General features: G+C 68.9%; 21 protein-coding genes, 1 tRNA gene and 1 pseudogene. 9 read left to right on the top strand and 14 right to left on the bottom strand.

Annotated features, from left to right (window positions below):
• Positions 1 to 8: 8 nt before the first annotated feature.
• Positions 9 to 1076: a DUF475 domain-containing protein gene (locus A5753_RS22070; protein WP_067133565.1), complete on the bottom strand. Its 1068-nt coding sequence runs from the start codon at positions 1074 to 1076 to the stop codon at positions 9 to 11.
• 129 nt (positions 1077 to 1205) lie between these two features.
• Between A5753_RS22070 and A5753_RS22065 the strand changes: the two genes are divergently transcribed.
• The 3 genes from A5753_RS22065 to A5753_RS22055 are packed head-to-tail and all read left to right on the top strand — an operon-like array spanning position 1206 to position 3539.
• Complete coding sequence (locus tag A5753_RS22065) at positions 1206 to 2474, top strand: hypothetical protein (RefSeq protein WP_067133480.1); 1269 nt, start codon at positions 1206 to 1208, stop codon at positions 2472 to 2474.
• Positions 2475 to 2508: 34 nt separating this feature from the next.
• A complete protein-coding gene (locus A5753_RS22060; RefSeq protein ID WP_067133477.1) occupies positions 2509 to 3201 on the top strand; it encodes a glycosyltransferase family 2 protein in 693 nt (230 codons plus the stop codon).
• Positions 3198 to 3539 carry a DUF2304 domain-containing protein gene (locus tag A5753_RS22055; RefSeq protein WP_067133474.1) on the top strand — a complete coding sequence of 114 codons (342 nt, stop codon included), beginning with the start codon at positions 3198 to 3200 and terminating at the stop codon, positions 3537 to 3539. Before A5753_RS22060 ends, A5753_RS22055 begins: the two co-directional genes overlap by 4 nt.
• On the opposite strand, the gene A5753_RS22050 is transcribed toward A5753_RS22055, so the two are convergent.
• Entirely contained in the window at positions 3536 to 4480 is a 945-nt protein-coding gene (locus tag A5753_RS22050; protein ID WP_197694771.1) for an NAD-dependent epimerase/dehydratase family protein, read from the bottom strand. The genes A5753_RS22055 and A5753_RS22050 overlap by 4 nt on opposite strands.
• On the opposite strand from A5753_RS22050, the gene A5753_RS22045 reads away from it, so the two are divergent.
• On the top strand, positions 4446 to 6263 hold the full coding sequence (locus A5753_RS22045) for a hypothetical protein (protein ID WP_197694770.1): 1818 nt from the start codon (positions 4446 to 4448) through the stop codon (positions 6261 to 6263). The two genes, A5753_RS22050 and A5753_RS22045, sit on opposite strands and share 35 nt — an antisense overlap.
• 117 nt (positions 6264 to 6380) lie before the next feature.
• Positions 6381 to 7583, top strand: a complete 1203-nt coding sequence (locus tag A5753_RS22040) for an IS481 family transposase (RefSeq protein WP_067133464.1) — start codon at positions 6381 to 6383, stop codon at positions 7581 to 7583.
• 21 nt (positions 7584 to 7604) lie between these two features.
• Here A5753_RS22040 and A5753_RS22035 read toward each other — a convergent pair.
• Positions 7605 to 7680 (bottom strand) — tRNA-Thr (locus tag A5753_RS22035).
• 54 nt (positions 7681 to 7734) lie between these two features.
• Complete coding sequence (locus A5753_RS22030; RefSeq protein ID WP_067133460.1) at positions 7735 to 8943, bottom strand: DNA polymerase III subunit delta'; 1209 nt, start codon at positions 8941 to 8943, stop codon at positions 7735 to 7737.
• 153 nt (positions 8944 to 9096) lie between these two features.
• Here A5753_RS22030 and A5753_RS22025 point away from each other — a divergent pair, with 153 nt between their 5' ends.
• Positions 9097 to 10722 carry an adenylate/guanylate cyclase domain-containing protein gene (locus A5753_RS22025; protein WP_067133457.1) on the top strand — a complete coding sequence of 542 codons (1626 nt, stop codon included), beginning with the start codon at positions 9097 to 9099 and terminating at the stop codon, positions 10720 to 10722.
• A 6-nt stretch (positions 10723 to 10728) separates the two neighbouring features.
• Here the strand turns inward: A5753_RS22025 and topA are convergent, their stop codons facing one another.
• From topA to cspA, 3 genes are all read right to left on the bottom strand, one after another.
• Positions 10729 to 13527 carry a type I DNA topoisomerase gene (topA, locus tag A5753_RS22020; RefSeq protein ID WP_067133453.1) on the bottom strand — a complete coding sequence of 933 codons (2799 nt, stop codon included), beginning with the start codon at positions 13525 to 13527 and terminating at the stop codon, positions 10729 to 10731.
• Between the two features lie 213 nt (positions 13528 to 13740).
• Positions 13741 to 14340, bottom strand: coding sequence for a hypothetical protein (locus A5753_RS22015; RefSeq protein ID WP_067133449.1), 600 nt, complete (start codon positions 14338 to 14340; stop codon positions 13741 to 13743).
• Positions 14341 to 14507: 167 nt separating this feature from the next.
• Positions 14508 to 14711 (bottom strand): cold shock protein CspA, encoded by a 204-nt coding sequence (gene cspA / locus A5753_RS22010; RefSeq protein WP_007166602.1) that lies wholly within the window; start codon positions 14709 to 14711, stop codon positions 14508 to 14510.
• Positions 14712 to 14994: 283 nt separating this feature from the next.
• On the opposite strand from cspA, the gene A5753_RS22005 reads away from it, so the two are divergent.
• Both A5753_RS22005 and A5753_RS22000 read left to right on the top strand, forming a co-directional pair.
• A complete protein-coding gene (locus A5753_RS22005) occupies positions 14995 to 17376 on the top strand; it encodes a DEAD/DEAH box helicase (RefSeq protein ID WP_067133446.1) in 2382 nt (793 codons plus the stop codon).
• 252 nt (positions 17377 to 17628) lie between these two features.
• Positions 17629 to 18666 carry a PAS domain-containing protein gene (locus A5753_RS22000; RefSeq protein ID WP_067133443.1) on the top strand — a complete coding sequence of 346 codons (1038 nt, stop codon included), beginning with the start codon at positions 17629 to 17631 and terminating at the stop codon, positions 18664 to 18666.
• Here A5753_RS22000 and A5753_RS21995 read toward each other — a convergent pair.
• From A5753_RS21995 to ssd, 7 genes and pseudogenes are all read right to left on the bottom strand, one after another.
• On the bottom strand, positions 18663 to 19037 hold the full coding sequence (locus tag A5753_RS21995) for an Rv3654c family TadE-like protein (RefSeq protein WP_082971432.1): 375 nt from the start codon (positions 19035 to 19037) through the stop codon (positions 18663 to 18665). The genes A5753_RS22000 and A5753_RS21995 overlap by 4 nt on opposite strands.
• Positions 18997 to 19299 (bottom strand): TadE family type IV pilus minor pilin, encoded by a 303-nt coding sequence (locus A5753_RS21990; protein WP_197694769.1) that lies wholly within the window; start codon positions 19297 to 19299, stop codon positions 18997 to 18999. Before A5753_RS21990 ends, A5753_RS21995 begins: the two co-directional genes overlap by 41 nt.
• Before the next feature lie 23 nt (positions 19300 to 19322).
• Positions 19323 to 19523 (bottom strand): DUF4244 domain-containing protein, encoded by a 201-nt coding sequence (locus A5753_RS21985; protein ID WP_067133440.1) that lies wholly within the window; start codon positions 19521 to 19523, stop codon positions 19323 to 19325.
• Positions 19524 to 19541: 18 nt separating this feature from the next.
• Positions 19542 to 20136: pseudogene (locus A5753_RS21980) on the bottom strand (type II secretion system F family protein).
• A 28-nt stretch (positions 20137 to 20164) separates the two neighbouring features.
• Positions 20165 to 20962: a type II secretion system F family protein gene (locus tag A5753_RS21975; RefSeq protein ID WP_067133428.1), complete on the bottom strand. Its 798-nt coding sequence runs from the start codon at positions 20960 to 20962 to the stop codon at positions 20165 to 20167.
• Positions 20959 to 22122 carry a TadA family conjugal transfer-associated ATPase gene (locus tag A5753_RS21970; protein ID WP_067133424.1) on the bottom strand — a complete coding sequence of 388 codons (1164 nt, stop codon included), beginning with the start codon at positions 22120 to 22122 and terminating at the stop codon, positions 20959 to 20961. The genes A5753_RS21975 and A5753_RS21970 overlap by 4 nt, the downstream gene beginning before the upstream one ends.
• Positions 22119 to 23180: a septum site-determining protein Ssd gene (ssd, locus tag A5753_RS21965; protein ID WP_231990141.1), complete on the bottom strand. Its 1062-nt coding sequence runs from the start codon at positions 23178 to 23180 to the stop codon at positions 22119 to 22121. The genes A5753_RS21970 and ssd overlap by 4 nt, the downstream gene beginning before the upstream one ends.
• A 491-nt stretch (positions 23181 to 23671) precedes the next feature.
• Between ssd and A5753_RS21960 the strand changes: the two genes are divergently transcribed.
• Positions 23672 to 24529, top strand: coding sequence for an HAD-IB family hydrolase (locus A5753_RS21960; RefSeq protein WP_067133418.1), 858 nt, complete (start codon positions 23672 to 23674; stop codon positions 24527 to 24529).
• The last annotated feature ends 24 nt before the right edge of the window (positions 24530 to 24553 follow it).

Here is a 24553-nt window from a genome sequence, read left to right as displayed (position 1 = left end):
GGCGGGCCCTAGTCCGCCATGGGGGGCTCGCGGCGATTGCGCAGGATGCTCCACCCCAGCGCCGCAGCGATGAAGAGCACGCCGACCGAGGCGGTGACCGCCTCGGGGACTTCGAACCTGGGCTCGATGGAGCCCAGCATGATGACCGCCAGCGCGCCTATGGCCCAATGCGCGCCGTGTTCCAGGTACGCGTACCGGCCCAACGCCTCCTGGCTGACCAGGTAGATGGTGATCGACCGGACGAACATGGAGCCCACCAGTCCCAACCCCAGCGCGATGACGACGGGGTCCGAGGTGATGGCGAACGCGCCGGTGACGCCGTCGAATGAAAAAGCGGCATCGAGCACTTCGAGGTAGAGGAACAGGGTCAGGCCGGCCCAGCCCGTCGCGGCGCCTGCCGCCTCGGTCTCGGAGGGGCGAAACGCCCGGCTCAGTCCATTGACCACCAGATAGGTCACCATGCCCAGCAGCCCGGCGGTCAGCACCGTCGCCGTCTCGTCACGGGAGTCCGTCAATTGCGTGCCGACTCCGACCAGCACCAGACCGGTGACCACCAGCGACAACTGCCCCAGCCGGCCCAAGCGCGCGAACGGGATCTCAATCCACTTCAGCCACTTGATTTCTCGGTCATAGAAAACGAAATCCAGGAACAGCATCAACAGGAAGATTCCACCGAAGGCGGCGATCTGGGGGTGCGCGGCCATGACGAGTTTTTGGTAGCTGGGCGAGCCGTCCGGAAACTCGAGCGCGCCGTGCGGTGGCGGATGCAGGGCCAGCTCCATCGCGCGCACCGGGTCGAGGCCCGCCGTCGCCCACACGATGAGCAGCGGGAAGAGCAGTCGCATGCCGAACACGGCGACGAGGATCCCGATCGTCAGGAACATCCGCTGCCAAAAGCGGCTCATCCGTTTCAGGATCGAGGCGTTGATGACGGCGTTGTCGAACGACAACGACACCTCGAGGACGGCCAGCATCAACAGCAGATACAAGCCTTTGAAACCGCCGTAGGCATATCCGACGCCGAGGGCCGCCGCGGTGACCACCAGCGAGATCCCGAAGGTGCGCAAAGCGGACAATGGATCCTTTCCGGCCGCCGACCACACTAGCGAACCGGATCGCCGCGATGGTTGGTCGCTGCGGGCCGCATAGAATTTTCAAATTGTGGCGAGACATCGGGAAACCCGGCCGAAAGCGCCGCCGCCCCGATGACCGAAATCAGCGCCTCACAGGGGCCGGTGGCGCGCGGCAGCATGGCCCGGGTCGGCACCGCCACCGCCGTGACGGCGCTGTGCGGCTACGCGGTGATCTACCTGGCCGCCCGCGACCTGGCGCCCAGCGGCTTTTCGATCTTCGGGGTGTTCTGGGGGGCTTTTGGGCTGGTTACCGGCGCGGCCAACGGCCTGCTGCAGGAAACCACCCGGGAAGTTCGCTCGACTCCCTATGTCGGCGACCTGGCCGCCCTGCCGGTGCCCGGCGAACCGCGCACCCACCCGATGCGGGTCGCCATGCTGGTCGGGATGGCCGCCGCCGTCGTGATCGCCGGCAGTTCCCCGCTGTGGAGCGGACGGGTGTTCGTCGAGGCGCGGCTGCTGTCGGTGGCTCTGCTGTCCGTCGGGCTGGCCGGGTTCTGCGTGCACGCCACCCTGCTGGGCATGCTGGCCGGCACCAACCAGTGGACGCGCTACGGCGCGCTGATGGTGACCGACGCCGTCATCCGCGTGCTGGTGGCCGCGGCGACCGTGGCGCTGGGCTGGCGTCTGGTCGGATTCTTGTGGGCGACGGTGGCGGGCGCGGTCGCCTGGCTGATCCTGCTGATGGCCTCGCCGTCGATCAGGGCCACCGCGCGCCTGCTGACCCCCGGGGGTACCGCGACCTTTCTACGGGGCGCGGCGCATTCGATCACCGCGGCCGGGGCCAGCGCCATCCTGGTGATGGGATTTCCGGTGCTGCTGAAGCTGACCAGCGCGGAGCTCGGCGCGCAGGGCGGGGTGATCATCCTGGCCGTCACGCTGACCCGTGCGCCACTGCTGGTGCCGCTGACGGCCATGCAGGGCAACCTGATTGCCCACTTCGTCGACGAGCGCAACGACCGGATTCGCGCCCTGCTCGCCCCGGTGGCGATCGTCGCGGCGATCGGCGCGGTCGGGGTGGCGGCCGCGGGCGTGGTGGGTCCGTGGCTGTTGCGGGTCGCCTTCGGGCCGCAGTACCACGCCAGCAGCGCGCTGCTGGCGTGGCTGACAGCGGCCGCGGTGGCGATCGCCATGCTGACGTTGACGGGCGCGGCGGCGGTGGCCGCCGCGCTGCACCGGGCCTACTCGCTGGGTTGGGTGAGCGCCACGGTCGCGTCGGGCTTGCTGCTGTTGCTGCCGCTGTCCCTGCAGACCCGAACCGTGGTCGGGCTGTTGTGCGGCCCGGTGGTGGGGATCGGTGTTCATTTGGTGGCTCTGTCGCGCGCCGCGCGCTCTACCGGCTGATATGGCCGTACCAGCGTGTACCTTGTGGGCATAAATGGGTACTGAAACGGATGCTGTCTGGGTCGTCATTCCCGCCTTCAACGAAGCAGCTGTCATCGGCGAGGTGGTAGCCGATGTGCGCGCGGTGTTCGACCATGTCGTGTGCGTGGACGACGGCAGTGCCGACGACACCGGTGAGATCGCCCGGCGGGCCGGCGCTCACCTGGTGCGCCATCCGATCAACCTCGGGCAGGGCGCCGCCATCCAGACCGGTGTCGAGTATGCGCGCAAGCAGCCGGGGGCCCAGATTTTCGCCACTTTCGACGCCGACGGCCAGCACCGCGTCAAGGACCTGGCGACGCTGGTCGATCGGTTGCGCACCGGCGACGTCGACGTCGTCATCGGCACCCGGTTCGGCGCGCAGCACGGCGCCCGGCCACCGTTCGTGAAACGGATCGTGCTGCAGACCGCCGCCCGGTTGAGTCGGCGCGGCCGCCGACTTGGCCTGACCGATACCAACAATGGGCTGCGGGTCTTCAACAAGAAGGTCGCCGACGGCTTGGACATCACCATGAGCGGCATGAGCCACGCCAACGAATTCATCATGCTTATCGACGAAAACCATTGGCGCGTCGCCGAAGAACCGATCGAGGTGCTCTACACCGCGTACTCGATGTCGAAGGGCCAGCCCCTGCTCAACGGCGTCAACATCATTTTCGACGGGTTCCTGCGAGGGAGGACTCCATGAACTGGATCCAGGTGCTGCTGATCGGGTCGATCGTTGCGCTGCTGGTGTATCTGCTGCGCTCGCGCCGCAATTCGCGGTCGAAGGCCTGGGTGAAGGTCGGCTACGTGGTGTTCGTGCTGGCCGGCATCTACGCCGTGCTGCGGCCCGATGACACCACGGTGGTGGCGCAATGGTTCGGGGTGCGCCGCGGCACCGACCTGATGCTCTACGCGCTGATCATGGCTTTCTGCTTCACCACGCTCAGCACCTACATGCGGTTCAAGGACCTGGAGTTGCGTTACGCGCGGCTGGCCCGGGCGGTGGCGATGGAGTCCGCGCAGGCGCCCGAAGTGGGCTAACCGTTCTGCGCCCGCCGGAAGAATTCCACCGTGCGGGCCACCCCGTCGGATAGGTCGACCTTCGGTGTCCAGCCCAATACCTCTGCGGCCGAACCGATGTCGAGGCAAGACCGCTTGAGGTCGCCAAGCCGCGGCGGCGCGAACTCCGGATCGTCGGGCCCGCCGACAGCGGCCGCCACCGCCGAATGCAGTTGGCGGTCCGAGGTTTCGATGCCGGTGCCGACGTTGAAACGCTGCCCGCCGCCCGCGTCCCCGGACGCCTTGACGAAGGCGTCCACGACATCGTCGACGAACACGTAGTCGCGAGTGTTGCCGCCGTCGCCGAAGACCTTGGTGGGCTTGCCCGAAAGTAGCGCCTGGGCGAAGATCGCCACCACGCCGGCCTCACCGTGCGGATCCTGGCGGGGGCCATAGACATTCGCCGGGGCGATGTGCGAGCAGTCCAGGCCGTACAGGTGGCGGAAGGTGTTCAGGTAGATCTCGCCCGCCACCTTGCCCGCCGCGTACGGGGATGCGGGGTCGGTCGGCACGGTCTCGGGTGTGGGGTAGCGCGGCGGGGTGCCGTAGATGGATCCGCCCGAGGAGGTGTGCACGATCTTGCGGACCTGCGCGCGGCGCGCGGCCTCGGCCAGGCGTACCGTGCCGATCACGTTGACCGATGCGTCGAATTGCGGGTCGGCCACCGAGTGCCGCACGTCGATCTGGGCCGCCAGGTGAAACACCACCTCCGGGCGGTGCTCATCGAGGATGGCCTCCAGGTCGGCGGTCACGATGTCCGCCTCGACGAAGGCGTATGCCGCATTGTCGGCCAGGTGCTCGAGGTTGGTCGCGCGACCGGAGGCGAAGTTGTCCAGCCCCACCACCGCATGACCGTCGGCCAACAGACGGTCGACTAGCGTCGAGCCGATGAATCCGGCCGACCCGGTAACCAGTGCACGCACCGGCCCACCATACATAGCCGTCCTGGCCGCCGCGCTCATCGCGGTGCAGCTGGTGGTGCGCGCGGTCCTGGCCTTCGGTGGCTACTTCTACTGGGACGACCTGATCCTCATCGGCAAGGCCGGCACCCACAATCTGCTCGCGCCGTCGTATCTGTTCGACGACCATGACGGCCATGTCATGCCCGGGGCATTTCTGGTCGCGGGCACCATCATCCGGCTGGCGCCGCTGAACTGGACGTGGCCGGCGGTCAGCCTGGTGGTGCTGCAACTGCTGGCGTCGCTGGCGTTGTTGCGCGCGCTGTACGTCATCCTGGGCTGGCGCCCGGTGCTGCTGATCCCGTTCACGTTCGCGTTGTTCACGCCGTTGGCCGTGCCCGGATTCGCGTGGTGGGCGGCGGCGCTGAATTCGCTGCCGATGCTGGCGGCGCTGGCCTGGGTGTGCGCCGATGCCATCCTGCTGGTGCGCACCGGCAACCAGCGCTACGCCGCGACCGGCGTGCTGGTGTACTTCGGCGGCCTGCTGTTCTTCGAGAAGGCCGCGGTGATCCCGTTCGTCGCGTTCGCGGTGGCGGCACTGCTGTGCCACGTGACCGGCGATCGCAGTCTGACAGCGGCGCTGGCGACGGTGTGGGGGGCGGGCCGGCGATTGTGGATCACCGCGCTCGCCCTCACCGCGGCCTGGATCGCGCTGTATCTGGCCGTGGTCAATCAGCAGCGGTGGAGTTCCGACCTGTCGATGACGTGGCAGCTGCTGATGCGCTCGATCACGCACGGCATCGTGCCGGGGCTGGCCGGCGGGCCGTGGCACTGGGACCGGTGGGCGCCGGCCTCGCCCTGGGCCACGCCCCCGTTGTCGGTGATGGCGCTGGGCTGGCTGGTGCTGGCCGGAACCGTGGCGGTGTCGCTGGTTCGCAAGGAACGCCTCGGACCGGTGTGGCTGGTCGCCGTCGGCTACGCCGTGGCCTGCCAGGTGCCGATCTATCTGATGCGGTCGTCGAAGCAGACCGCGCTGGAACTCGCGCAGACGCTGCGTTACCTGCCGGATCTGGTCGTGGTGCTGGCGCTGCTGGTCGCCGTGGCATTGTGCGCCCCGAACCGGCGGGCCGGGCCGCGCTGGCTCGACGATTCGCCCAAACGCACCGCGGTAGTCACGGTTTTGGCGGTGCTGTTCGTGGCCAGCAGCCTGTACTCGACGGCCACGTTCCTGACCAGCTGGCGCGACAACCCCGCCCAGCCCTACCTGCAGCACGCCCGGGCCGCTCTGGCGGACGCGCGCGCGGCCTCCGATGCGCCGCTGCTGGATCAGGAGGTCGATCCGTTGGTGCTGCAGCGGGTGGCCGCACCGGAGAATCTGGCCAGCCACCTGTTCGCCCTGCTGCGCGATAGGCCCGAATTCGCGCCTGCGACAACCCAATTGCGCATGATCGACAGCACGGGCCGGCTGATCAAGGCGCGGGTCACCTGGGTTCGGACCATCGCACCCGGGCCGATGCCGCAGTGCGGCTATTTCGCCCAGCCGGACAGGCCGGCGCGCATGGTTCTCGACGGCCCGCTGCTACCCGCCGACTGGACCGTCGAACTGAACTACCTGGCCAACAGCGACGGCTCGATGACGCTGTCGATGACGCAAGGCCCCGAGGTCAAAGTGCCGGTGCATCCGGGCCTCAACCGGGTCTTCGCCCGGCTGCCGGGTGCCGGCGACGCGATCACCGTGCGGGCCAACACCGCCGCGCTGGCGTTGTGCCTCGCATCGGGCCCGGTGGGGTTCATCGCACCCGCCTGAAACTGTGGAGCCGCCTGGGGTGTCTGAGTTCATGACATAGGTGACAGATGAGTCGAGTCATGGGTGACACCTGCGTGGTCGGGTGATGAGTCGCGTCATAGGTGACAGTCGTGGTTCATGTCCAAAGCGCGTGTGGTCGTCCTTGAAGTCACCAGTGGTCACCTCACGGTGTCGGCGGCGTCCCGCATGTACGGGTTGTCTCGCCAACACATCTACCGCTTGCTCAAGCGCTACCAACTCGGCGGCCTTGAGACCGTCGATCCGCGCTCTCGACGACCCGCCAGCAACCCCCGCAGGATCAGCGACGAGGTCATCGCCGCCATCGTGGTGCTACGCGAACACCTCACCGCCGAGGGCCTCGACGCCGGCCCGCTGACCCTGCAAGAACATCTGGCCCAGCAGGGCCTGGCGGTGCCGGCCGCCTCCACCATCCGACGCATCCTGCATCACCACGGCCTGATCACCCCCCAACCACGCAAACGGCCGCGCAGCTCCTATCACCGCTTCCAAGCCGAGCAACCCAATGAATGCTGGCAATCGGACTTCACCCACTGGACCCTGGCCAATGGCACCGACGTCGAAATCCTCAACTGGCTCGACGATCACTCCCGCTATCTGCTGGCCTGCACCGCCCACCGCCGCGTCAACGGTGCAGACGTGGTAGCTACCTTCACCGCCACCGCAGCCGAATTCGGCCTGCCAGCAGCCACCCTGACCGACAACGGATCGGTCTATACCTCGCGATTTACCCACGGCCACAACGACTTCGAACGCCTCCTGGCCAGTCTGGGTATCACCCAGAAAAACGGGCATCCCGGCCATCCACAAACCCAAGGCAAAATCGAACGCTTCCACCAGACCCTCAAACGCTGGCTCGCCGCCCGACCCCGCCCAGCCACCCTGGCCGAACTGCAAACCCTGCTCGGCGCCTTCCAGATCCTCTACAACACCGCACGCGCTCACCGCGCTCACCCCGCACGCACCACCCCCGAACAGGCCTACCACGCCCGACCCAAGGCCCACCCCACCGGCCAACCCAGCGCACACTTGCGCATCCGCCACGACACCGTCGATCAATTCGGCAAACTCACCCTGCGCCACGGCAGCCGCCTCCACCACCTCGGTGTCGGCGCCACCCACGCCCACACCCCAGTGCTGATCCTGGTCACCACCCACACCGTCACCGTCATGAGCAAAACCGGCCACCACATCCTCAGCAGCCACCACATCGACCCCGACACGAACTACTGGCGCAACCAACAAAAACGCCCCGGCCGATGGCCGGAGCGATCTGTCACCAATGACGCGACTCATGTGTAACCCATGACTCGACTCATCACATGGAGCCGCCTGGGGGAATCGAACCCCCGACCTATTCATTACGAGTGAATCGCTCTACCGACTGAGCTAAGGCGGCATACCCGCACGCCGGGCGGCACGAGTCTACGGCAGGCGGGCGGACACCACGAAATCAGTCGCGCAGTTCCTGGCCGATGGTGGCGACCATGGCATCGACGGCGAACTTGGGCTTGACGTTGATCGCCAGCGCCTCGCGGCATTCGAGCACCGCTTCGATGCAGCGCAGCAGCCGCGCCGGCGGGGCGTGGGCGGCGAGCGCCGCGACCCGCTCGGCCATATCGGGATGGTTGGCCCGCACCGCGCCGGCGTTGGCCGAGGTTATCAGCGCGTCCCGGAAATACGTCGCCAGATCGATCAACGCGCGGTCAAGGGCATCCCGCGAGGCGCGGGTCTGACGCGACTTCTGCCGTCGCTCAAGGTCTTTCATCGCCCCGGCCGCACCGCGCATCGCGCCCGCGGTGCCCTTGCCGGTGCCGCCGGCGCCCAAAGCCGTGCGCAGCTCTTCGGTCTCGGCCTCCGCGCGGTCCGCCGTCAGCACGGTCGCCTCGGCTTCGGCCGCGGCCACCAGCTCTTCGGCGGCGGCGTAGGCCCGTGACGGCGTGGCGGCGTCGCGCACCAGCGTCAGCGACCGCTCCCGGCGCGCGCGGGCCTCGGGGTCGGTGGCCAGCCGTCGCGCCCGGCCCACATGCCCACCGCTGACCGACGCCGCCCAGCTCGCCGTGTCGGGCGTCAGGCCGTCGCTGTCGACCAGCACGTGCGCGATCGCCTCGGTCGACGGCGTCACCAGCGCCACATGCCGGCACCGCGAACGCAGCGTGATCGCGATGTCCTCGGGATCCACGGACGGCGCGCACAGCAGGAACACTGTCGACGGCGGCGGTTCCTCGACCACTTTCAGCAGGGCGTTAGCGGCGCCTTCGGTCAGCCGGTCGGCATCCTCGATCAGCACGATCTGCCAGTGGCCGGTGGCGGGGCGCCGCGACGCGATCTGCACGATCGATCGCATCTCGTCGACGCCGATGGACAGGCCTTCGGGGATCACCCGTCGCACGTCGGCGTGGGTGCCGGCCATCGTCGTCGTGCACGCATGGCAACGCCCGCAGCCCGGCTCGCCATCGGAGGTGCACTGCAGCGCGGCTGCGAAACACAACGCCGCCACCGAGCGCCCGGAACCCGGCGGACCGGTGATCAGCCACGCGTGTGTCATAGTCCCGGCGCCCACGCCGCTGTGGGCTGAGTCACCACGAGCGGCGTGGGCGGCCGCCAGCAACTCGGCCGTCACCGCATCCTGGCCTACCAGCCGCGTAAACACCCCGGACATCACCGGTAACACTAATGGCGCTGCCGACAGATACCGAACGGCCACTGGACCGCGACCATTCCGTTATCTTCGACGTCGTGGCGGGCCCCGGGCAACCTGCCGAGATCAGTATTAAGTTTCCGAAGGGTCACCGGTGACCGATACGGTGGGTTAGTGACAACGGCGGCGGCACTACCGGGGCGGATCAGCGCATTCGTTCGGTGGGTGATGCGCACGCCGTGGCCGCTGTTCTCGCTCAGCATGCTGCAGGCCGACATCATCGGTGCCCTGTTCGTACTCGGCTTCCTTCGCTACGCGCTGCCACCCGAGGATCGGATCCAGCTACAGGATCTGCCGGTCTTGAACGTGGCGATCTTCGCCACCGCGCTGGTCGTCGTGTTCCTCACCGGATTGGCCGTGACTCTGCGGCTGCTGCTGCCGGTGTTCCGGTGGCAGCGCCGCGACAACATGCTCGCGGAGGCCGACCCCGCCGCCACCGAACTGGCCCGCAGCCGGGCGCTGCGAATGCCGTTCTACCGCACCCTGATCAGCATCGTGGCCTGGGCCATCGGCAGCGTGGTGTTCATCATTGCCAGCTGGTCGGTCGCCCGATACGCCGCACCCGTGGTGGCAGTGGCCACCGGGCTGGGCGCCGCGGCCACCTCGATCATCGGCTATCTGCAGTCCGAGCGGGTGCTGCGGCCGGTTGCGGTCGCCGCCCTGCGCAGCGGGGTGCCCGAGAACGTCAAGGCGCCCGGCGTCATCCTCCGGCAGATCCTGACCTGGATGCTGTCCACCGCCGTGCCGGTGCTGGCGATCGTGCTGGCGGTGGTGGCCGACAAGGTCTCGCTGCTGCATGCCACGCCGGAGAAGTTGTTCACCCCGATCCTGTTGCTGGCAGCGGCGGCGCTGGGCATCGGGTTGATCAGCACGCTGCTGGTGGCCATGTCGATCGCCGACCCGCTGCGCCAGCTGCGCTGGGCGCTCTCGGAGGTGCAGCGCGGAAACTACAACGCGCACATGCAAATCTATGACGCCAGCGAGCTGGGCCTGCTGCAGGCGGGCTTCAACGACATGGTGCGCGACCTGTCCGAGCGGCAGCGACTGCGCGACCTGTTCGGCCGCTACGTCGGTGAGGACGTGGCCCGGCGGGCGCTGGAGCGCGGCACCGAGCTGGGCGGCCAGGAGCGCGATGTCGCGGTGCTGTTCGTGGACCTGGTCGGCTCCACCCAGCTGGCCGCGACCCGCCCGCCCGCCGAGGTCGTCCACCTGCTCAACGAATTCTTCCGGGTGGTCGTGGAAACCGTTGGAAAGCATGGCGGTTTCGTCAACAAGTTCCAGGGTGACGCCGCGCTGGCCATCTTCGGCGCTCCGATTGAACACCCCGACTCACCCGGTGGAGCGCTGGCCGCAGCCCGGGAACTGCACGACGCGCTGTTGCCGGTGATCGGTTCGGCGGAGTTCGGCATCGGGGTGTCTTCCGGGCGCGCCATCGCCGGTCACATCGGCGCGCAAGCGCGCTTCGAGTACACGGTGATCGGCGACCCGGTCAACGAGGCCGCCCGGCTGACCGAGCTGGCCAAGCTGGAGCCCGGGCACGTGCTCGCGTCGGCGATCGCGGTCAGCGGGGCGCTGGACGCCGAAGCCCTGTGCTGGGACGTCGGCGAAGTCGTCGAGCTGCGCGGCCGCCGGGCGCCCACCCAGCTGGCGCGCCCCGTGCACTTGGCCGCAACGGACTCCGCGCCCACACAGCTCCGGGCCCAGGATATGTCCGGTGAGACCATCGGCCCGGGCTACTGAGCCGGACTAACTGCGCTTGGCAGCTTTTTTGGCCGCGGCCTTCTTGGCCGGAGCCTTGCGGGTGGTCTTCTTGGCGGGCCGCTTCGCCGGACCACGCGCCCGGCGATCGGCCAGCAATTCCGCGGCGCGCTCGTCGGTGATGGAGACGACGTCGTCGCCCTTTCGCAGACTGGCGTTCGTCTCACCGTCGGTGACGTACGGCCCGAACCGGCCGTCCTTGATCACCATCGGCTTGCCCGTCGCCGGGTCGGCGCCCAGCTCACGCAGCGGCGGCGCGGCGGCGCCTTGCCTCCCACGGCGTTTGGGCTCGGCGTAGATCTTCAGCGCTTCCTCGAGGGTGATGTCGAACATCTGCTCCTCGGTCGCCAGCGAGCGAGAATCCGTGCCGCGCTTCAGGTATGGGCCGTAGCGACCGTTCTGCGCGGTGATCTCCTCGCCGGAGGCGGGGTCGACGCCGACCACCCGCGGCAGCGAAAGAAGCCGCAGCGCATCCTCGAGCGTGACCGTCTGCAAGTCCATGGTGCGCAGCAGCGAACCGGTGCGAGGCTTGGGCCCCGTGGGCTTCTTGCCCTTCTTCGCCGGTGCGGCGCTGCCGTCGTCGTCGGGCGGTGGCTCCGGCAGAACCTCGGAAACGTATGGCCCGTACCGCCCGTCCTTGGCGACGATCTCGTGCCCGGTGTTCGGGTCGACCCCGAGCACGCGCCCCTCCTGCGGGGTGGCGAACAGCTGCTCGGCCACCTCCAGCGTCAGCTCGTCGGGGGTCAGCGAGTCGTTGAGGTTGGCCCGCTGCGGCTTGGGCTCGCCGTCGTCGCCGGCCACCATGCGTTCCAGATACGGCCCGTTCTTGCCCACCCGCACATACACCGGCCGGCCCTGCTCATCGTCAAAGAGCCTGATGGAGTTGACTTCTCGAGCGTCGATGCCTTCCAGGTTGACGCCGACGAGTTTCTTCAGGCCACCGGAGCGGGCCACCGAGTCGGCCACCCCGTGCTCACCGCCGAAGTAGAAGTTGTTGAGCCAGTCGGTGCGTCGTTCCTGTCCCGAGGCGATCGCGTCGAGCTCGTCTTCCATCGCGGCGGTGAAGTCGTAGTCGACCAAGCGGCCGAAATGCTGTTCCAGCAAACCGGTTACGGCGAATGCCACCCAGGAGGGCACCAGCGCGCTGCCCTTCTTGTGCACGTAGCCGCGGTCCTGAATGGTCTTGATGATCGACGAGTACGTCGACGGGCGGCCGATGCCCAGCTCTTCAAGGGCCTTGACCAGCGACGCCTCTGTGTAGCGAGCCGGCGGGTTGGTGGCGTGGCCGTCGGGGGTGAGTTCGAGGGCGTCCAGCCGCTGGCCCTGAGTCAACTGCGGCAGCCGGCTCTCGGCGTCGTCGGCCTCGCCCCCGGCCAATTCGTCGACCGTCTCCACGTAAGCCTTCAGAAAGCCCGCGAAGGTGATCGTGCGACCGCTCGCGGAGAACACCACATCCCGGCCGGCCGATTGGCCGTTGATCCGCAGGCTCAGCGTGGTACCGCGCGCGTCGGCCATCTGCGAGGCCACCGTGCGCTGCCAGATCAGCTCGTAGATGCGGAATTCGTCGCCGTCGAGCTCGCGCCGCACCGCGTCCGGGGTCGCGAACGTCTCGCCCGCGGGGCGGATCGCCTCGTGGGCCTCCTGGGCGTTCTTGACCTTGCGGGTGTACTGGCGCGGCGACGGGGACACGTACTCGGCGCCGTAAAGCTGGCGGGCCTGGGTGCGCGCGGCGTTGATCGCCGACTCCGACAGCGTCGTGGAGTCGGTACGCATATAGGTGATGTAGCCGTTCTCGTAGAGCCGCTGGGCGATGCTCATCGTGCGCTCGGAGGAGAACCGCAGCTTGCGGCCGGCCTCCTGCTGCAGCGTCGAGGTCATGAACGGGGCGTAGGGGCGCCGGGTGTAGGGCTTTTCCTCGACCGACGCGACGGTGAGCTGGGCGCCGCGCAGTCCCGCGGCCAGCTGCGTCGCGCTCGCCTCGTCGAGGATGGTCACCTCGTGGGCCTTGCGCAGCTGCCCCAGCGAGTCGAAGTCGCGGCCGGCGGCCACGCGCAGGCCGTCGACGCCGGTCAGCCGGGCGGTGAAGGTGGGCGGCTGTGCCGTCGGATCGGACGCGCTGGCGTCCAGCTTGGCCAGAATGTCCCAATACGAGGCGCTGCGGAACGCCATGCGGTCGCGTTCGCGCTGCACGATGATGCGGGTGGCCACCGATTGGACCCGGCCCGCCGACAGCTTGGGCGCGACCTTCTTCCACAGCACGGGGCTGACCTCGTAGCCGTACAGGCGGTCCAGGATGCGCCGGGTTTCCTGCGCGTCGACCAGGTCGATGTCCAGGTCTCGGGGGTTTTCGGCGGCCTCGAGGATCGCCGGCTCGGTGATCTCGTGGAACACCATCCGCTTGACCGGAACGTTCGGCTTGAGCGTCTCCAGCAGGTGCCAGGCGATGGCTTCGCCCTCGCGGTCACCATCCGTGGCCAGATAGAGCTCGTCGACGTCCTTGAGCAGGCCCTTGAGCTCGGTGACCGTGCTCTTCTTCTCGGGGCTGATGATGTAGAGCGGTTCGAAGTCCGCGTCGACGTTGACCCCGAGGCGGGCCCACGGCTCCGACTTGAATTTGGCCGGCACGTCGGCGGCTGCCCGGGGGAGGTCGCGGATATGACCCCGCGACGATTCGACGATGTACCTGGAGCCCAGGTAGCTGGCCAGTTTTCGCGCCTTGGTGGGCGACTCGACAATCACGAGCCGCCGCCGGCCGCTGCCGGTGTCCTTCAGTTTCGGGTCAGCCAACTGCCCTTACGCTCCATCCCTGATTGGTCCCCCCACGAGACCACCTGCAGGAAGAATGACAGGTCGGCATCGAAAATTCCGGTGAAATTCAGGTACGCGACCGTTCCTTCGCCCTGCGGCACCTGACAATTTCGCACCCTTGGGCGGGCCCGCGCAAACTGACATTCGCGACAACGACGGAAAGCGGACGCGATTTCGCGAGTCATCTGCTGGCTAAACGTGCGGCCACCGCGATAACGCCTCGGCACCGTCGGGCGGCTCCCCCACGTTCTCTACCAGGCGCGATAGCCTGCGGCGTCCGCTGATCCGCAGCGCCGGCCGACCGCCACGGGTGCCGATCAGGGTGGGCGCGATCCCGACGCGCATCAAAGCCGACGCCAGCGGCGAGTGGGTGTCCGGCGCGTGCGGATCCAATGCCAGCAGGTAATGCTCGCCCTCCGGGTTTCCGGCCGCCAGCGTCCACGCCCGCAGCTCGCGCGGCCCGGGCAGCCAGCGCGGCGGCACGGTCTTGACGGCACCGCGCGTCCATTCGGCGGCCAGCGTCCTCAATGAGGGGTCCACCATCGTCCGTACCAATGGGGTGTCCTCGTCGGTCCGGCTGATCTCGGCCACCAGGCCGGCCTCCCGGATCATCTCGGCCAGCGCCGAGGCCCGCCAGGACTGGTCCACGACCACCGACAGCCGGGCACCCGCGACGGGATTTTCACCGGTGGCACCCACGGTGACGATCTGCCCGGACGCCGCCAGCACCCCGGAAAGATCGGCGACCGCGGGCGGCACCGACTCCGCTGTAAAGAAGGAAAGCTGGCTCACGCCCCCGACAGTAGGCCAGCGGACCCGTCCGCGTCTTGAGGCAACCGGCGCGGCGCCCGGGGCCGGCCCTGACGCGCTTCTGGTGGCGACAGGTAAAAGAGGAAACCCCCCGGCGGGACCCGCTGGGCGGGTCTGCACGGGGGGTATCCGTTCAGGTCTGCTCTGTCTTAGACGGAGCGGACTCCGGTGGCCTGGGGGCCCTTAGGGCTGTGGCCGATCTCGAACTCGACCTTCTGGTTTTCTTCGAGGGTCCGGAAGCCCGAACCCTGGATCTCCGTGTAGTGGACAAACACATCAGCGGAACCGTCTTCGGGGGCAATGAAGCCGAAGCCCTTCTCCGCGTTGAACCACTTCACAGTTCCCTGTGGCATCTCTCGATCTTTCCTTTTCTTCTGGGTGCGGGGCATCGCCTTTCGATGCCCCGGGCCTGGTACGACCGCTTACCTCGCTGAGTCGCCGGAACTTCACCCGACCGATTAACCTCGCAGGAACCGCGGCCGCAACGTCGATCCTGCGAAAGTTTGACACGAACACAGAAGCTGCGACCGCAAATAGTCAACCATGTTCATCGCGTTGGCGACAGACTTGTGTCTCCCGCCAATTCGAAGGCCGATTGCGGCGCCGATTTCACAACGGATCCACGGAAGGAGTGAGATGGCGAGTTTCGGCAGTGACCTGCTTGCCGCCGCACTCGCCGGAACCGCATCAGACGAGCATCCGCTGCGTCATGTCGCCGAACTGCCACCGCGCAGCGGGCAGCCGCTCGATTGGCCGGCCTGGGCCGAGGCCGACGTGGTCAGCGCCTTCACCCAGCGCGGGATCACCTCACCCTGGTCACATCAGTTCGCGGCCGCGGACCTGGCATACGCGGGCCGTCACGTGGTGCTCAGCACCGGTACCGCGTCGGGCAAGTCACTGGCCTACCAACTTCCCGTCCTCAACGCGTTGGCGACCGATCCGCGGGCCCGGGTGCTCTACCTGTCACCGACCAAAGCGTTAGGCCATGATCAACTGCGGGCCGCGCACGCGCTCGCCGCGGCCATTCCAAGGCTGCATGACGTCGCGCCCAGCGCCTACGACGGTGACAGCCCCACCGACGTCCGCCGCTTCGCGCGGGAACGTTCGCGGTGGTTGTTCTCAAACCCCGACATGATCCATTTGTCGATCCTGCGCAACCACGCCCGCTGGGCGGTCCTGTTGCGAGGGCTGCGATTCGTCATCGTCGACGAATGTCATTACTATCGTGGAGTTTTCGGCTCCAACGTGGCGATGGTGCTGCGCCGCCTGCTGCGGCTGTGCGCTCGCTATTCGTCGGCACCGACGGTGATCTTCGCCAGCGCCACAACGGATTCGCCGGGGGCGACGGCCGCGGAGCTCATCGGGCTGCCGGTCGAGGAGGTCACCGAGGACGGTTCGCCCCAGGGCGCCCGGACGGTGGCTTTGTGGGAGCCCGCGTTGCGCACCGATTTGACCGGCGAGAACGGCGCGCCCGTGCGGCGCTCCGCCGGTGCCGAGGCGGCGCGGGTGATGGCCGACCTGATCGCCGAGGGCGCCCAGACGCTCACGTTCGTGCGATCGCGCCGCGCAGCGGAACTGACCGCGCTGGGCGCCCAGTCGAGGTTGGACGACATCGCTCCGGAGCTGTCGCCGACCGTGGCGTCGTACCGGGCGGGTTACCTCGCCGAGGACCGCACCGCGTTGGAGCGCGCGCTGGCCGAGGGTCGATTGCGGGGCCTGGCCACGACCAACGCGCTGGAGTTGGGCGTGGACATCGCCGGACTGGATGCGGTGGTGTTGGCCGGCTTTCCCGGCACGGTCGCCTCGTTCTGGCAGCAGGCCGGCCGGTCCGGGCGGCGCGGGCAGGGCGCGTTGGTGGTGCTGATCGCCAGGGACGATCCGCTGGATACCTACCTGGTGCACAATCCCGCCGCCCTGCTGGACAAGCCGGTCGAGCGGGTGGTGATCGATCCGGCCAACCCCTACATTCTGGGTCCGCAGCTACTGTGCGCGGCAACCGAACTACCGCTGGACGAGGCGGAGGTACGGACTTTCGGCGCCACCGAGGTGGCCGACGGCCTGGTCGATGATGGGCTGCTGCGGCGGCGCGGCGGCAAGTACTTTCCGGTGCCCGGCCTGGAACCGCATGCCGCCGTGGATATCCGAGGCTCGGCGGGGGGCCAGATCGTCATCGTCGAGGCCGACACCGGACGGCTGCTGGGCAGCGCCGGCGCCGGGCAGGCACCGGCCACCGTCCACCCCGGCGCGGTTTACCTGCATCAAGGCGACAGCTACGTGGTGGACTCCCTAGACACCGAAGAGGGCATCGCGTTCGTGCACGCCGAGGACCCCGGGTACGCGACGTTTGCGCGCGAGATCACCGATATCGCCGTCACCGGTACGGGCGAGCGCTTGACGTTCGGCACGGTCACGCTGGGTCTGGTGCCGGTCAGGGTCACCCATCAGGTGGTGGGGTATCTGCGTCGCAGGTTGTCCGGGGAGGTGATCGATTTCATCGAATTGGACATGCCGGAACACACCTTGGCCACCACGGCGGTGATGTATACGATCACCGGGGATGCACTGCGGCGCAACGGTATTGACGACACACGGATTCCCGGCGCGTTGCACGCCGCCGAGCATGCGGCGATCGGGTTGCTGCCGCTGGTGGCCAGTTGTGATCGCGGTGACATCGGCGGTCTGTCGACCGCGGTCGGGCCCGATCCCCTTGGTTTGCCCAGCGTCTTCGTCTACGACGGCTATCCGGGTGGCGCGGGATTCGCCGAACGGGGCTTTCGCCAGGCCCGCACCTGGCTGGGTGCGACAGCAGCCGCCATCGAAGCATGCGAGTGCCCGCGGGGGTGCCCCTCGTGCGTGCAGTCCCCCAAGTGCGGCAACGGCAACGACCCGCTCGACAAGACGGGCGCGGTGCTGGTGCTGAAGCTGGTCCTCGCCGAGTTGGCGCGTGGGCCACGGCAGCGCAAACCCGCCGATGACGACCGACCCCTCGACGGTCGATTCAGCGGGTTTGTCTTGTGACGCCTACGCCTAGAACGCATTTCCTGCTGCTCAACAAATGGCGGCATACTGTCGCACGGATCAGGAATTTCTAGGTGGCGCGCCGCCCACAATCCCGACGATGCGGGCGCAGCAGGAAAAGCTACCAAGGCCGCGACGGCATCGCAAGCACCGCTGACGCCGGCCGACGGATGTCGATGCGTGGGGCAGTCGGCGCCGGGCGAACCGCCGGCACTCCCCTAGCCCAGTCGGCTCGCCGGTAAAATCGGCCGCATGGCCCACGACTGGTTGCTCGTGGAGACGCTCGGGGGTGAGCCCACCGTGGTGGCGCAGGGCCGCCAACTCAAGAATCTCGTCCCCATCACCACATTCCTGCGCCGCAGCCCCTACCTCGCCGCGGTGCGCACTGCGATCGCCGAATCGGTGCAGACCGGTCAGGCGCTGACCAGCATCACGCCCAAGCGGGACCGCATCATTCGCACCGAGCCGGTGGTGATGTCCGACGGGTTCGTCCACGGCGTGCATGTCTGGACCGGCCCCGCCGGCGCCGAGCCGCCCGAGCGGCCGATCCCGGGGCCCCTGAAGTGGGACCTGACGCTCGGCGTGGCCACCGACACCCGAGAGTCGCTGCTCAACAGCGGGAAGAATCCCGAGGTGGAAGTCACATTCGGCAGGGCCTTCGCCGAGGACCTTCCGTCGCGTGAACTCAATCCGAACGAAACCAAGGTGCTCGCCATGGCGGTCAGGGCAAAGCCCGACCAAACACTCTGCAGCACTTGGGATATCACCGACTGGCGCGGTGAGTCGATCCGGATAGGCTTCGTCGCACGCACGATTTTGGAACCGGGGCCCGACGGCCGGGAGCACCTGGTGGCGCGGGTGATGAACTGGCCGTCCGAACTGAGAGGCCCGGAGGTGTCGACGGACATTCTCGCGCAACGAATACTGAGCGGGCTGGCCCAGGCGGGGGTACACCGCGCACTGATCGACCTGAACACCTGGGTCCTGCTGAAATGGCTCGACGAGCCCTGCCCCTTCTACGACTGGCGCAGCAGTGAGACGGGTAAGCCCCGGGTCCACCCCGACGACCACGACTTGATGGCCACCATGACAAGGGAATTCAGCGGTGGCGCCACCAGCCGGGTGTTGCGGATGCCCGGGCACGACGGTGATTGGGTTCCGGTGCACGTCACCGTCAACCGGGTGGAGCTGGAAGCGGATACGTACGCCGGACTGGTGTCCCTGCGGCTGCCCACCGACGACGAGCTGGCCACCGCGGGATTGTCGCCGACCCCCGACGCGGCGCCCTAGTCGGATTCCCGCGTCGCCGGGCCCGCCCGCGCAGCGGCCCTCGCCGCGCCGCCGAAGGCGACCGCCACCCGCGCGGTGACAACGACATCGAGACCGTCCGCCGCACAGCGGATGTCGTCGATCCGCATGCGCCGGGCCACGTCCGCGGCACTGGCGCAGGCCGCATTAGCTCCGGAACTCAACCGCGCCGCGGCCGCCAGCGCGGCCAAGTCGGCCACCGCCTGGGCCCGATGCCGTGCCACCACCGCCGAGCCCAGGTAAGCGCCCGCGCCGGTTGCCGTCAGCAGCACCGCAATCATCCAGGCTGCGACCAGGGTGGCCGAACCCCGCTCACCGCGACGGCTCGGCCGCCGAGACCGCGTTGGCCGCAATGTCGATGGTGGGCAACAACTTCGAACGCGCGACGACGGTGGCCACCAGAAAATCGCCGTCGCGCCGCAGCTCGACTCGGGCGCCAGCGGGCGCGAGCCGGCGCGCGGCGGCCACGGCGGAGCGTTGGTCGCCGCGGGCCGCCAGCCGCGCGGCTTCGCGTGCGGCGTCGATGCAGCGCACCTGCATCGATACCGCGGCGACGCCGGCCAGGCACAGCACCAGCACCACCACGAGCGAGGCGATGCCCAGTGCCGCCTCCACGGTGCTGGCACCCGCACTGGCGGCTACACCTTGGTGCTGAGCGCACGACCGATGATGTTGGTCAGCGCCGAGACGATGGAGTCGCCGGTGACGACGGTGTAGAGCACCGCGCCGAAGGCCGCCGCCGCGATAGTGCCGATGGCGTACTCGACGGTCGACATGCCCGACTCGTCGACCACCAGGACGACGGCACGTGCGCAGAGGCGGCGAATCATGTTGATCATCAATGTCTTCCTCTCGTTTCACAGCAGGCCCGACTGCAGAACATGACCGGCTAAGCCGGCCACCACCGGGACGATGCCCAGGCAGATGAACGCCGGCAGGAAGCACAGACCCAACGGTCCGGCGATCAGTACGCCGGCCCGCTCGGCGGCCGCGCTCGCCGAGTGCGCGGCGTCGTGGCGAGACTCCTCGGCCAACGCGGTGACGCCATCGGCCAGCGCCGCCCCCCGAGGACGCCGAACGCCGGGCCAGCCGCAGCAGCGCATCGACTTGCGGGTCGGTCGAGTCGTGCGGGCTCGACGGAATGGACCATGCGACAGCGGGATCGGCGCCGAGCGCGAGCAGGTCGGCGGCGCGGCGCAGCGCCCTGGCCAGTTCCGGCGGTGCGGACGGGGCGGCGGCCGCCGCGGCCGTCGACACGGCCATGCCCGCCGTCAGGCACACGGCCAGCACGTCCAGACACGAGGCGACCGCCAGCGGATCCGGGCCGGGCGCCGGTCCCGAGCCGCGCGCAGGTCGACCGCCGCGCACCGGCATCCCGGCGCGGCAGCGCACCAGCGAGGGACCCGGACCGATGCAGATTGCCGCGGCCAGCAACACCGCCGCGACATTCACCGCCTCGCTCCGCACCGTCGACGCGCGCTCACGACGCGACCCGATCGGCGATGCGGTCCGACCACAACAGACCGACGCATGCCAGCGCCGACCCGACGAGCAGCATCCACCCGCCCGCGTGCCCGCCTAGCAAGAAGCCCAGTGGCCGGGCCCCGATCAGTTGGCCCAGCAGCACGCCGAGCACCGGCAGCGCGGCCAGTATCGCCGCGGTGGCCCGCGCACCGGCCATGCTCGACGACACACGAGCCGAGAACCGTTGCCGCTCAGCGATATCGCGCTGGGCGGCCCGCATCAACGTGGCTATTCCCAGCCCGTTGTCGCTGGCCAGTCGCCAGCACAGCGCGAGGCGCTCCCAATGCATGGGCAGCGCCGAGCAACGGGCCGCGGCGGCCAGCCCGGCCGCGACGTCGGCGCCCAGGCGGGCACGCGCCGCCACCGAACGCAGCGATACCGCAACCGCGCCTGCGGTGTCGTCGGCGGCGATGCGAAACGCGCGCACCGGATGCGAGCCGGCCCGCAACTCGCCGACCAGCACCTCGAGGGCGGACTGCAGAGCGTGGCCCTCGGCTGTGGCACGCCGGATGCGCCGTCGTCGCCGATATCGCAATCCGGCGGTCGCGCACACCACCGCGAAGCACAGGACGGTCGTCGGCGGCAGCACGATCACGGCGATACAACCGACGCCAGCGGCGACGCAGCACGCCCCACGAAGCCCGACCGTCGGAAGTCGCCGTGGCCGTGACGGCGAAAGGCGTCGCCGCGGTGAGGGCTGGACGACGATCAGCGCCAGCGACACCAGCAGAGCGCCGGCCACCGGGCCGTTCACGCCGGCATCCTGCTGTGCAGCAGGCGCCGCAGTTGGGGGGCGGCGTCCGTCATTCCCCGGTCCGCATGCCACACGGTGACCGCGCGAACCTGGCCTTGATCGCGGTGTAGCGCAGCGATTTCGCTGAGCCGTCGCCGCCCGGTGCGGTCGCGCTCGACATGCAACAGCACCTGCACGGCGGCGGCGAGTTGGCTGTGCAGCGCGTCGCGATCGAGGCCGCCGAGCGCACCCAATGCCTCGAGGCGGGCGGGTACTTCCGCGGGGTTGTTGGCGTGCACGGTGCCCGCCCCGCCGTCGTGGCCGGTGTTCAACGCGGCAAGCAAGTCCACCACTTCGGCGCCCCTGACCTCGCCGATCACGATGCGGTCGGGCCGCATCCGCAGCGCCTGCCGGACCAGCTGGCGTACCGGAATCTCGCCGACGCCTTCGATGTTGGCGCACCGGGCGACCAGCTTCACCAAATGCGGATGCCGCGGCGCCAGCTCCGCGGCATCCTCGACGCAGACGATCCGTTCCGTCGGCGGCACGGCACCGAGCATCGCGGCGAGCAGCGTCGTCTTGCCGGCCCCGGTACCTCCGCTGATCAGGAATGCCAGCCGGGCGTCGACGATCCCGGTGACCAGTGCGGCGGCCGCGGGCTCGATCGCACCGGCGGCAATCAACGCCGCCAGCTCCTGACTGGCGGGTCGCAGGACACGCAGCGAAATACACGTGCCCGCGGCCGCCACCGGCGGCAATATCGCGTGCAGCCGCACCGCGAACCCGCCGGCGCCCATGCCGGTCAGCTCCCCGTCCACCCAAGGTTGCGCGTCGTCCAGGCGGCGGCCGGCGGCCAGCGCCAACCGCTGCGCCAGCCGCCGCACCGCCGCTTCGTCCGGAAAGCGAATCTCGGTGCGCCGCAGGCCCGCCCCGTCGTCGACCCACACGGCATCCGGTGCCGTGACCAGGACATCGGTCGTCCCGTCCGCGCAAAGCAGCGGATCGAGGATGCCCGCACCGGTGAGCTCGGTCTGCAGTACCCGCAGATTGGCCAGCACCTCGGTGTCGCCGAGCATCCCGCCGGACTCGGCGCGGATCGCGGCGGCCACCACGGCCGGCCCCAGGGGGCCGGCCTCGCCGGCCAGTCGCTCCCGGACACGTTCGATCAGCGAACCGCTCACGCCGCCTTGCCATTCCGTCCCGGCCGCCGTCGCGCACCTGCGGGCGGGAGCATGCCGAGCACTTGCTGCGCCGCCATCACAAGAGCCGAGCGTCGCCCTAGCCGCAGACCACCGCGATCGATCTGCTCTACGAGTCGGGCCTGGGCTTTGATGGAGGCCAGCAGCGGCAGGCCCGCGATCTCGGCGATCTCGGCCGCCCGCAATCCCGCGGGTGACGGGCCGCGCACCACCAGACCGACATTGGGGTTCATGGACGCCAGGACCGGAGCGAGCGCACCGGTCGCCGCGCATGCCCGCACGTCACAGCGGCTGACGACGACCACCAGGTCGGCGGCGTTCAATGCGGCTCGGGTGGCGTCGGTGAGACGACGGGGAAGGTCGCAGACGACGCTGACCGCGCCGCGCCGGCCGGCGTCGACGACGGCGTGCACCGGTCCGGCGTCCAACTCATAACCGCGCCGCGTGCCGGACAGCACGCTGACTCCGCGGTGCCGGGGTAACGCATCGCGGACGGCCGACCAGTTGAGCCGCCCACCCTGCAACGCCAAATCCGGCCAGCGCAGCCCCGGCGCGGTTTCGCCGCCCAGCAACAAATCGAGGCCGCCACCCCACGGGTCGAGATCCACCAACAGCGCGTCGGTGGCGGCCTGCGCCAAGGCGACCGCAAGCAGGGAGGCGCCGGCTCCGCCGCAGCCCCCGATGACGGCGACGGCGTGGCCGCGTGACCCGTCGTCGCGCGACGATTCGGCGGCTTCGGCCAGTGCGCCCACCAGATCCGCTTCCTGCGCGGGCAGCCGCAACACATGCTCGGCACCGACCCCGACGGCGGCCGCCCACGTCGACGTCTCCGGTTCGAGCACCGTCAGCACGATCACGTGATCGCGGCGCGGCAGCGCCCATCCGCGGCAGCGCGCCGCGGCCCGCGCGTCCAACACGACGGCCGCAGCCGCCGCCCAACTCTTGCGACTGATTGGAGACGCGTCACTGGCGTGCACCACTCGGATACCGGCTGCTGCCGCCACTCGATCCAACTCGGCGCGCACGTCGGGCTCGGCCAAGGCCGCCAAGACACCCGCGGAACCCGCCGCATCAACTCCGGAGCCGCTAGCCACCCGACCACTGTGCGCCTCGTGACCTTGGCACGACAGTCCCAAACGCGGATTTGTGGATAGAGACGCGAGTGTGCACAAAGCCACCGCGAGGGCACCCCGCCAGCGACGACGCGCATGCTGCCCCGCAACGCACCGAGAGCCGGGCTTGGCGCCGTGCGGCGAGAACAACTGACCGTAGAAATGGGACGACCCCCGCCAGGGGGGGAGGAGGCGAGGGTCGTCGTGCATCAGCCCCGGGGGGTCGGGCTGATACACCCTCGGCTCAGGCCGAGTAATGCTTACTATACACATGCCAAGCCGGAGTAACGCAAGAGCGCATTTGCTGAAAAAACAGCTTGAGCCGCGTAAACACTGCTAATCAAGCCGCCCGAACCCCTGAGCGGCGATTTTCCGGTGCGGGACCGCCGCCCGCGCGATCGCCGACCTATGCTGGGTCGGTGACCGTCTTCGACCCCACCGCGGAGCCGTCGGCCTCGGACCAATCTGCGGCAATCGCCGCCCCCCACGCCCGCACGGCGGCCTTCTTCGACCTGGACAAGACGATCATCGCCAAGTCCAGCACCCTGGCCTTCAGCAAACCGTTTTTCAATCAGGGCCTGCTCAACCGCCGCGCCGTGCTCAAGTCCAGCTACGCCCAGTTCATCTATCTGCTCTCCGGTGCTGATCATGACCAGATGGATCGGATGCGCGCCCACATGACCAATATGTGCACCGGCTGGGACGTCGAACAGGTCAAGTCGATCGTCAACGAGACGCTGCATGACATCGTCACTCCGCTGGTGTTCGCCGAAGCCGCCGACCTGATCGCGGCCCACAAGTTGTGCGGGCGTGACGTCGTGGTGGTGTCGGCCTCCGGCGAAGAGATCGTCGCCCCGATCGCCCGCGCCCTGGGCGCCACCCACGCGATGGCAACCCGGATGGTCGTCGAGGACGGTCGGTACACCGGCGAGATCGCGTTCTACTGCTACGGCGAGGGCAAGGTGCAAGCCATCCGCGAACTGGCCGCGCGCGAGGGCTACCCGCTGGAACACTGCTACGCGTACTCGGACTCGGTCACCGATCTCCCGATGCTCGAGTCCGTCGGCCATCCCAGCGTCGTGAATCCCGACCGCGGGCTGCGCAGGGAAGCCGTGGAACGCGGGTGGCCGGTGATGTCGTTCTCCCGGCCGGTGTCCTTGCGCGACCGCATCCCGGCGCCCTCCGGCGCCGCCATCGCCACCACGGCGGCGGTGGGTGTCAGCGCGCTGGCGGCCGGCGCAGTCACGTATTCGTTGTTGCGCCGCTACGCGTTCTGAGCCGAGCGGGACGGGACAGCAAAC

This window comes from Mycobacterium sp. 852002-51971_SCH5477799-a (genome assembly GCF_001667145.1).
Classification (GTDB): Bacteria; Actinomycetota; Actinomycetes; order Mycobacteriales; family Mycobacteriaceae; genus Mycobacterium.
The sequence above is the reverse complement of the archived record's forward strand: the minus strand, read 5'-3'. Positions and strand labels throughout refer to the sequence as shown.

Excerpts from the sequence above, each read along its gene's own strand:
- A5753_RS22005 (WP_067133446.1), top strand. The coding sequence starts at position 14,995 with ATGGCGAGTTTCGGCAGTGACCTGCTTGCCGCCGCACTCGCCGGAACC.
- A5753_RS21985 (WP_067133440.1), bottom strand. The coding sequence starts at position 19,523 with ATGATCAACATGATTCGCCGCCTCTGCGCACGTGCCGTCGTCCTGGTG.
- A5753_RS22000 (WP_067133443.1), top strand. The coding sequence starts at position 17,629 with ATGGCCCACGACTGGTTGCTCGTGGAGACGCTCGGGGGTGAGCCCACC.
- A5753_RS22045 (WP_197694770.1), top strand. The coding sequence starts at position 4,446 with ATGAATCCGGCCGACCCGGTAACCAGTGCACGCACCGGCCCACCATAC.
- cspA (WP_007166602.1), bottom strand. The coding sequence starts at position 14,711 with ATGCCACAGGGAACTGTGAAGTGGTTCAACGCGGAGAAGGGCTTCGGC.
- A5753_RS22040 (WP_067133464.1), top strand. The coding sequence starts at position 6,381 with ATGTCCAAAGCGCGTGTGGTCGTCCTTGAAGTCACCAGTGGTCACCTC.
- A5753_RS22060 (WP_067133477.1), top strand. The coding sequence starts at position 2,509 with ATGGGTACTGAAACGGATGCTGTCTGGGTCGTCATTCCCGCCTTCAAC.
- A5753_RS22055 (WP_067133474.1), top strand. The coding sequence starts at position 3,198 with ATGAACTGGATCCAGGTGCTGCTGATCGGGTCGATCGTTGCGCTGCTG.
- A5753_RS22065 (WP_067133480.1), top strand. The coding sequence starts at position 1,206 with ATGACCGAAATCAGCGCCTCACAGGGGCCGGTGGCGCGCGGCAGCATG.
- A5753_RS22030 (WP_067133460.1), bottom strand. The coding sequence starts at position 8,943 with ATGTCCGGGGTGTTTACGCGGCTGGTAGGCCAGGATGCGGTGACGGCC.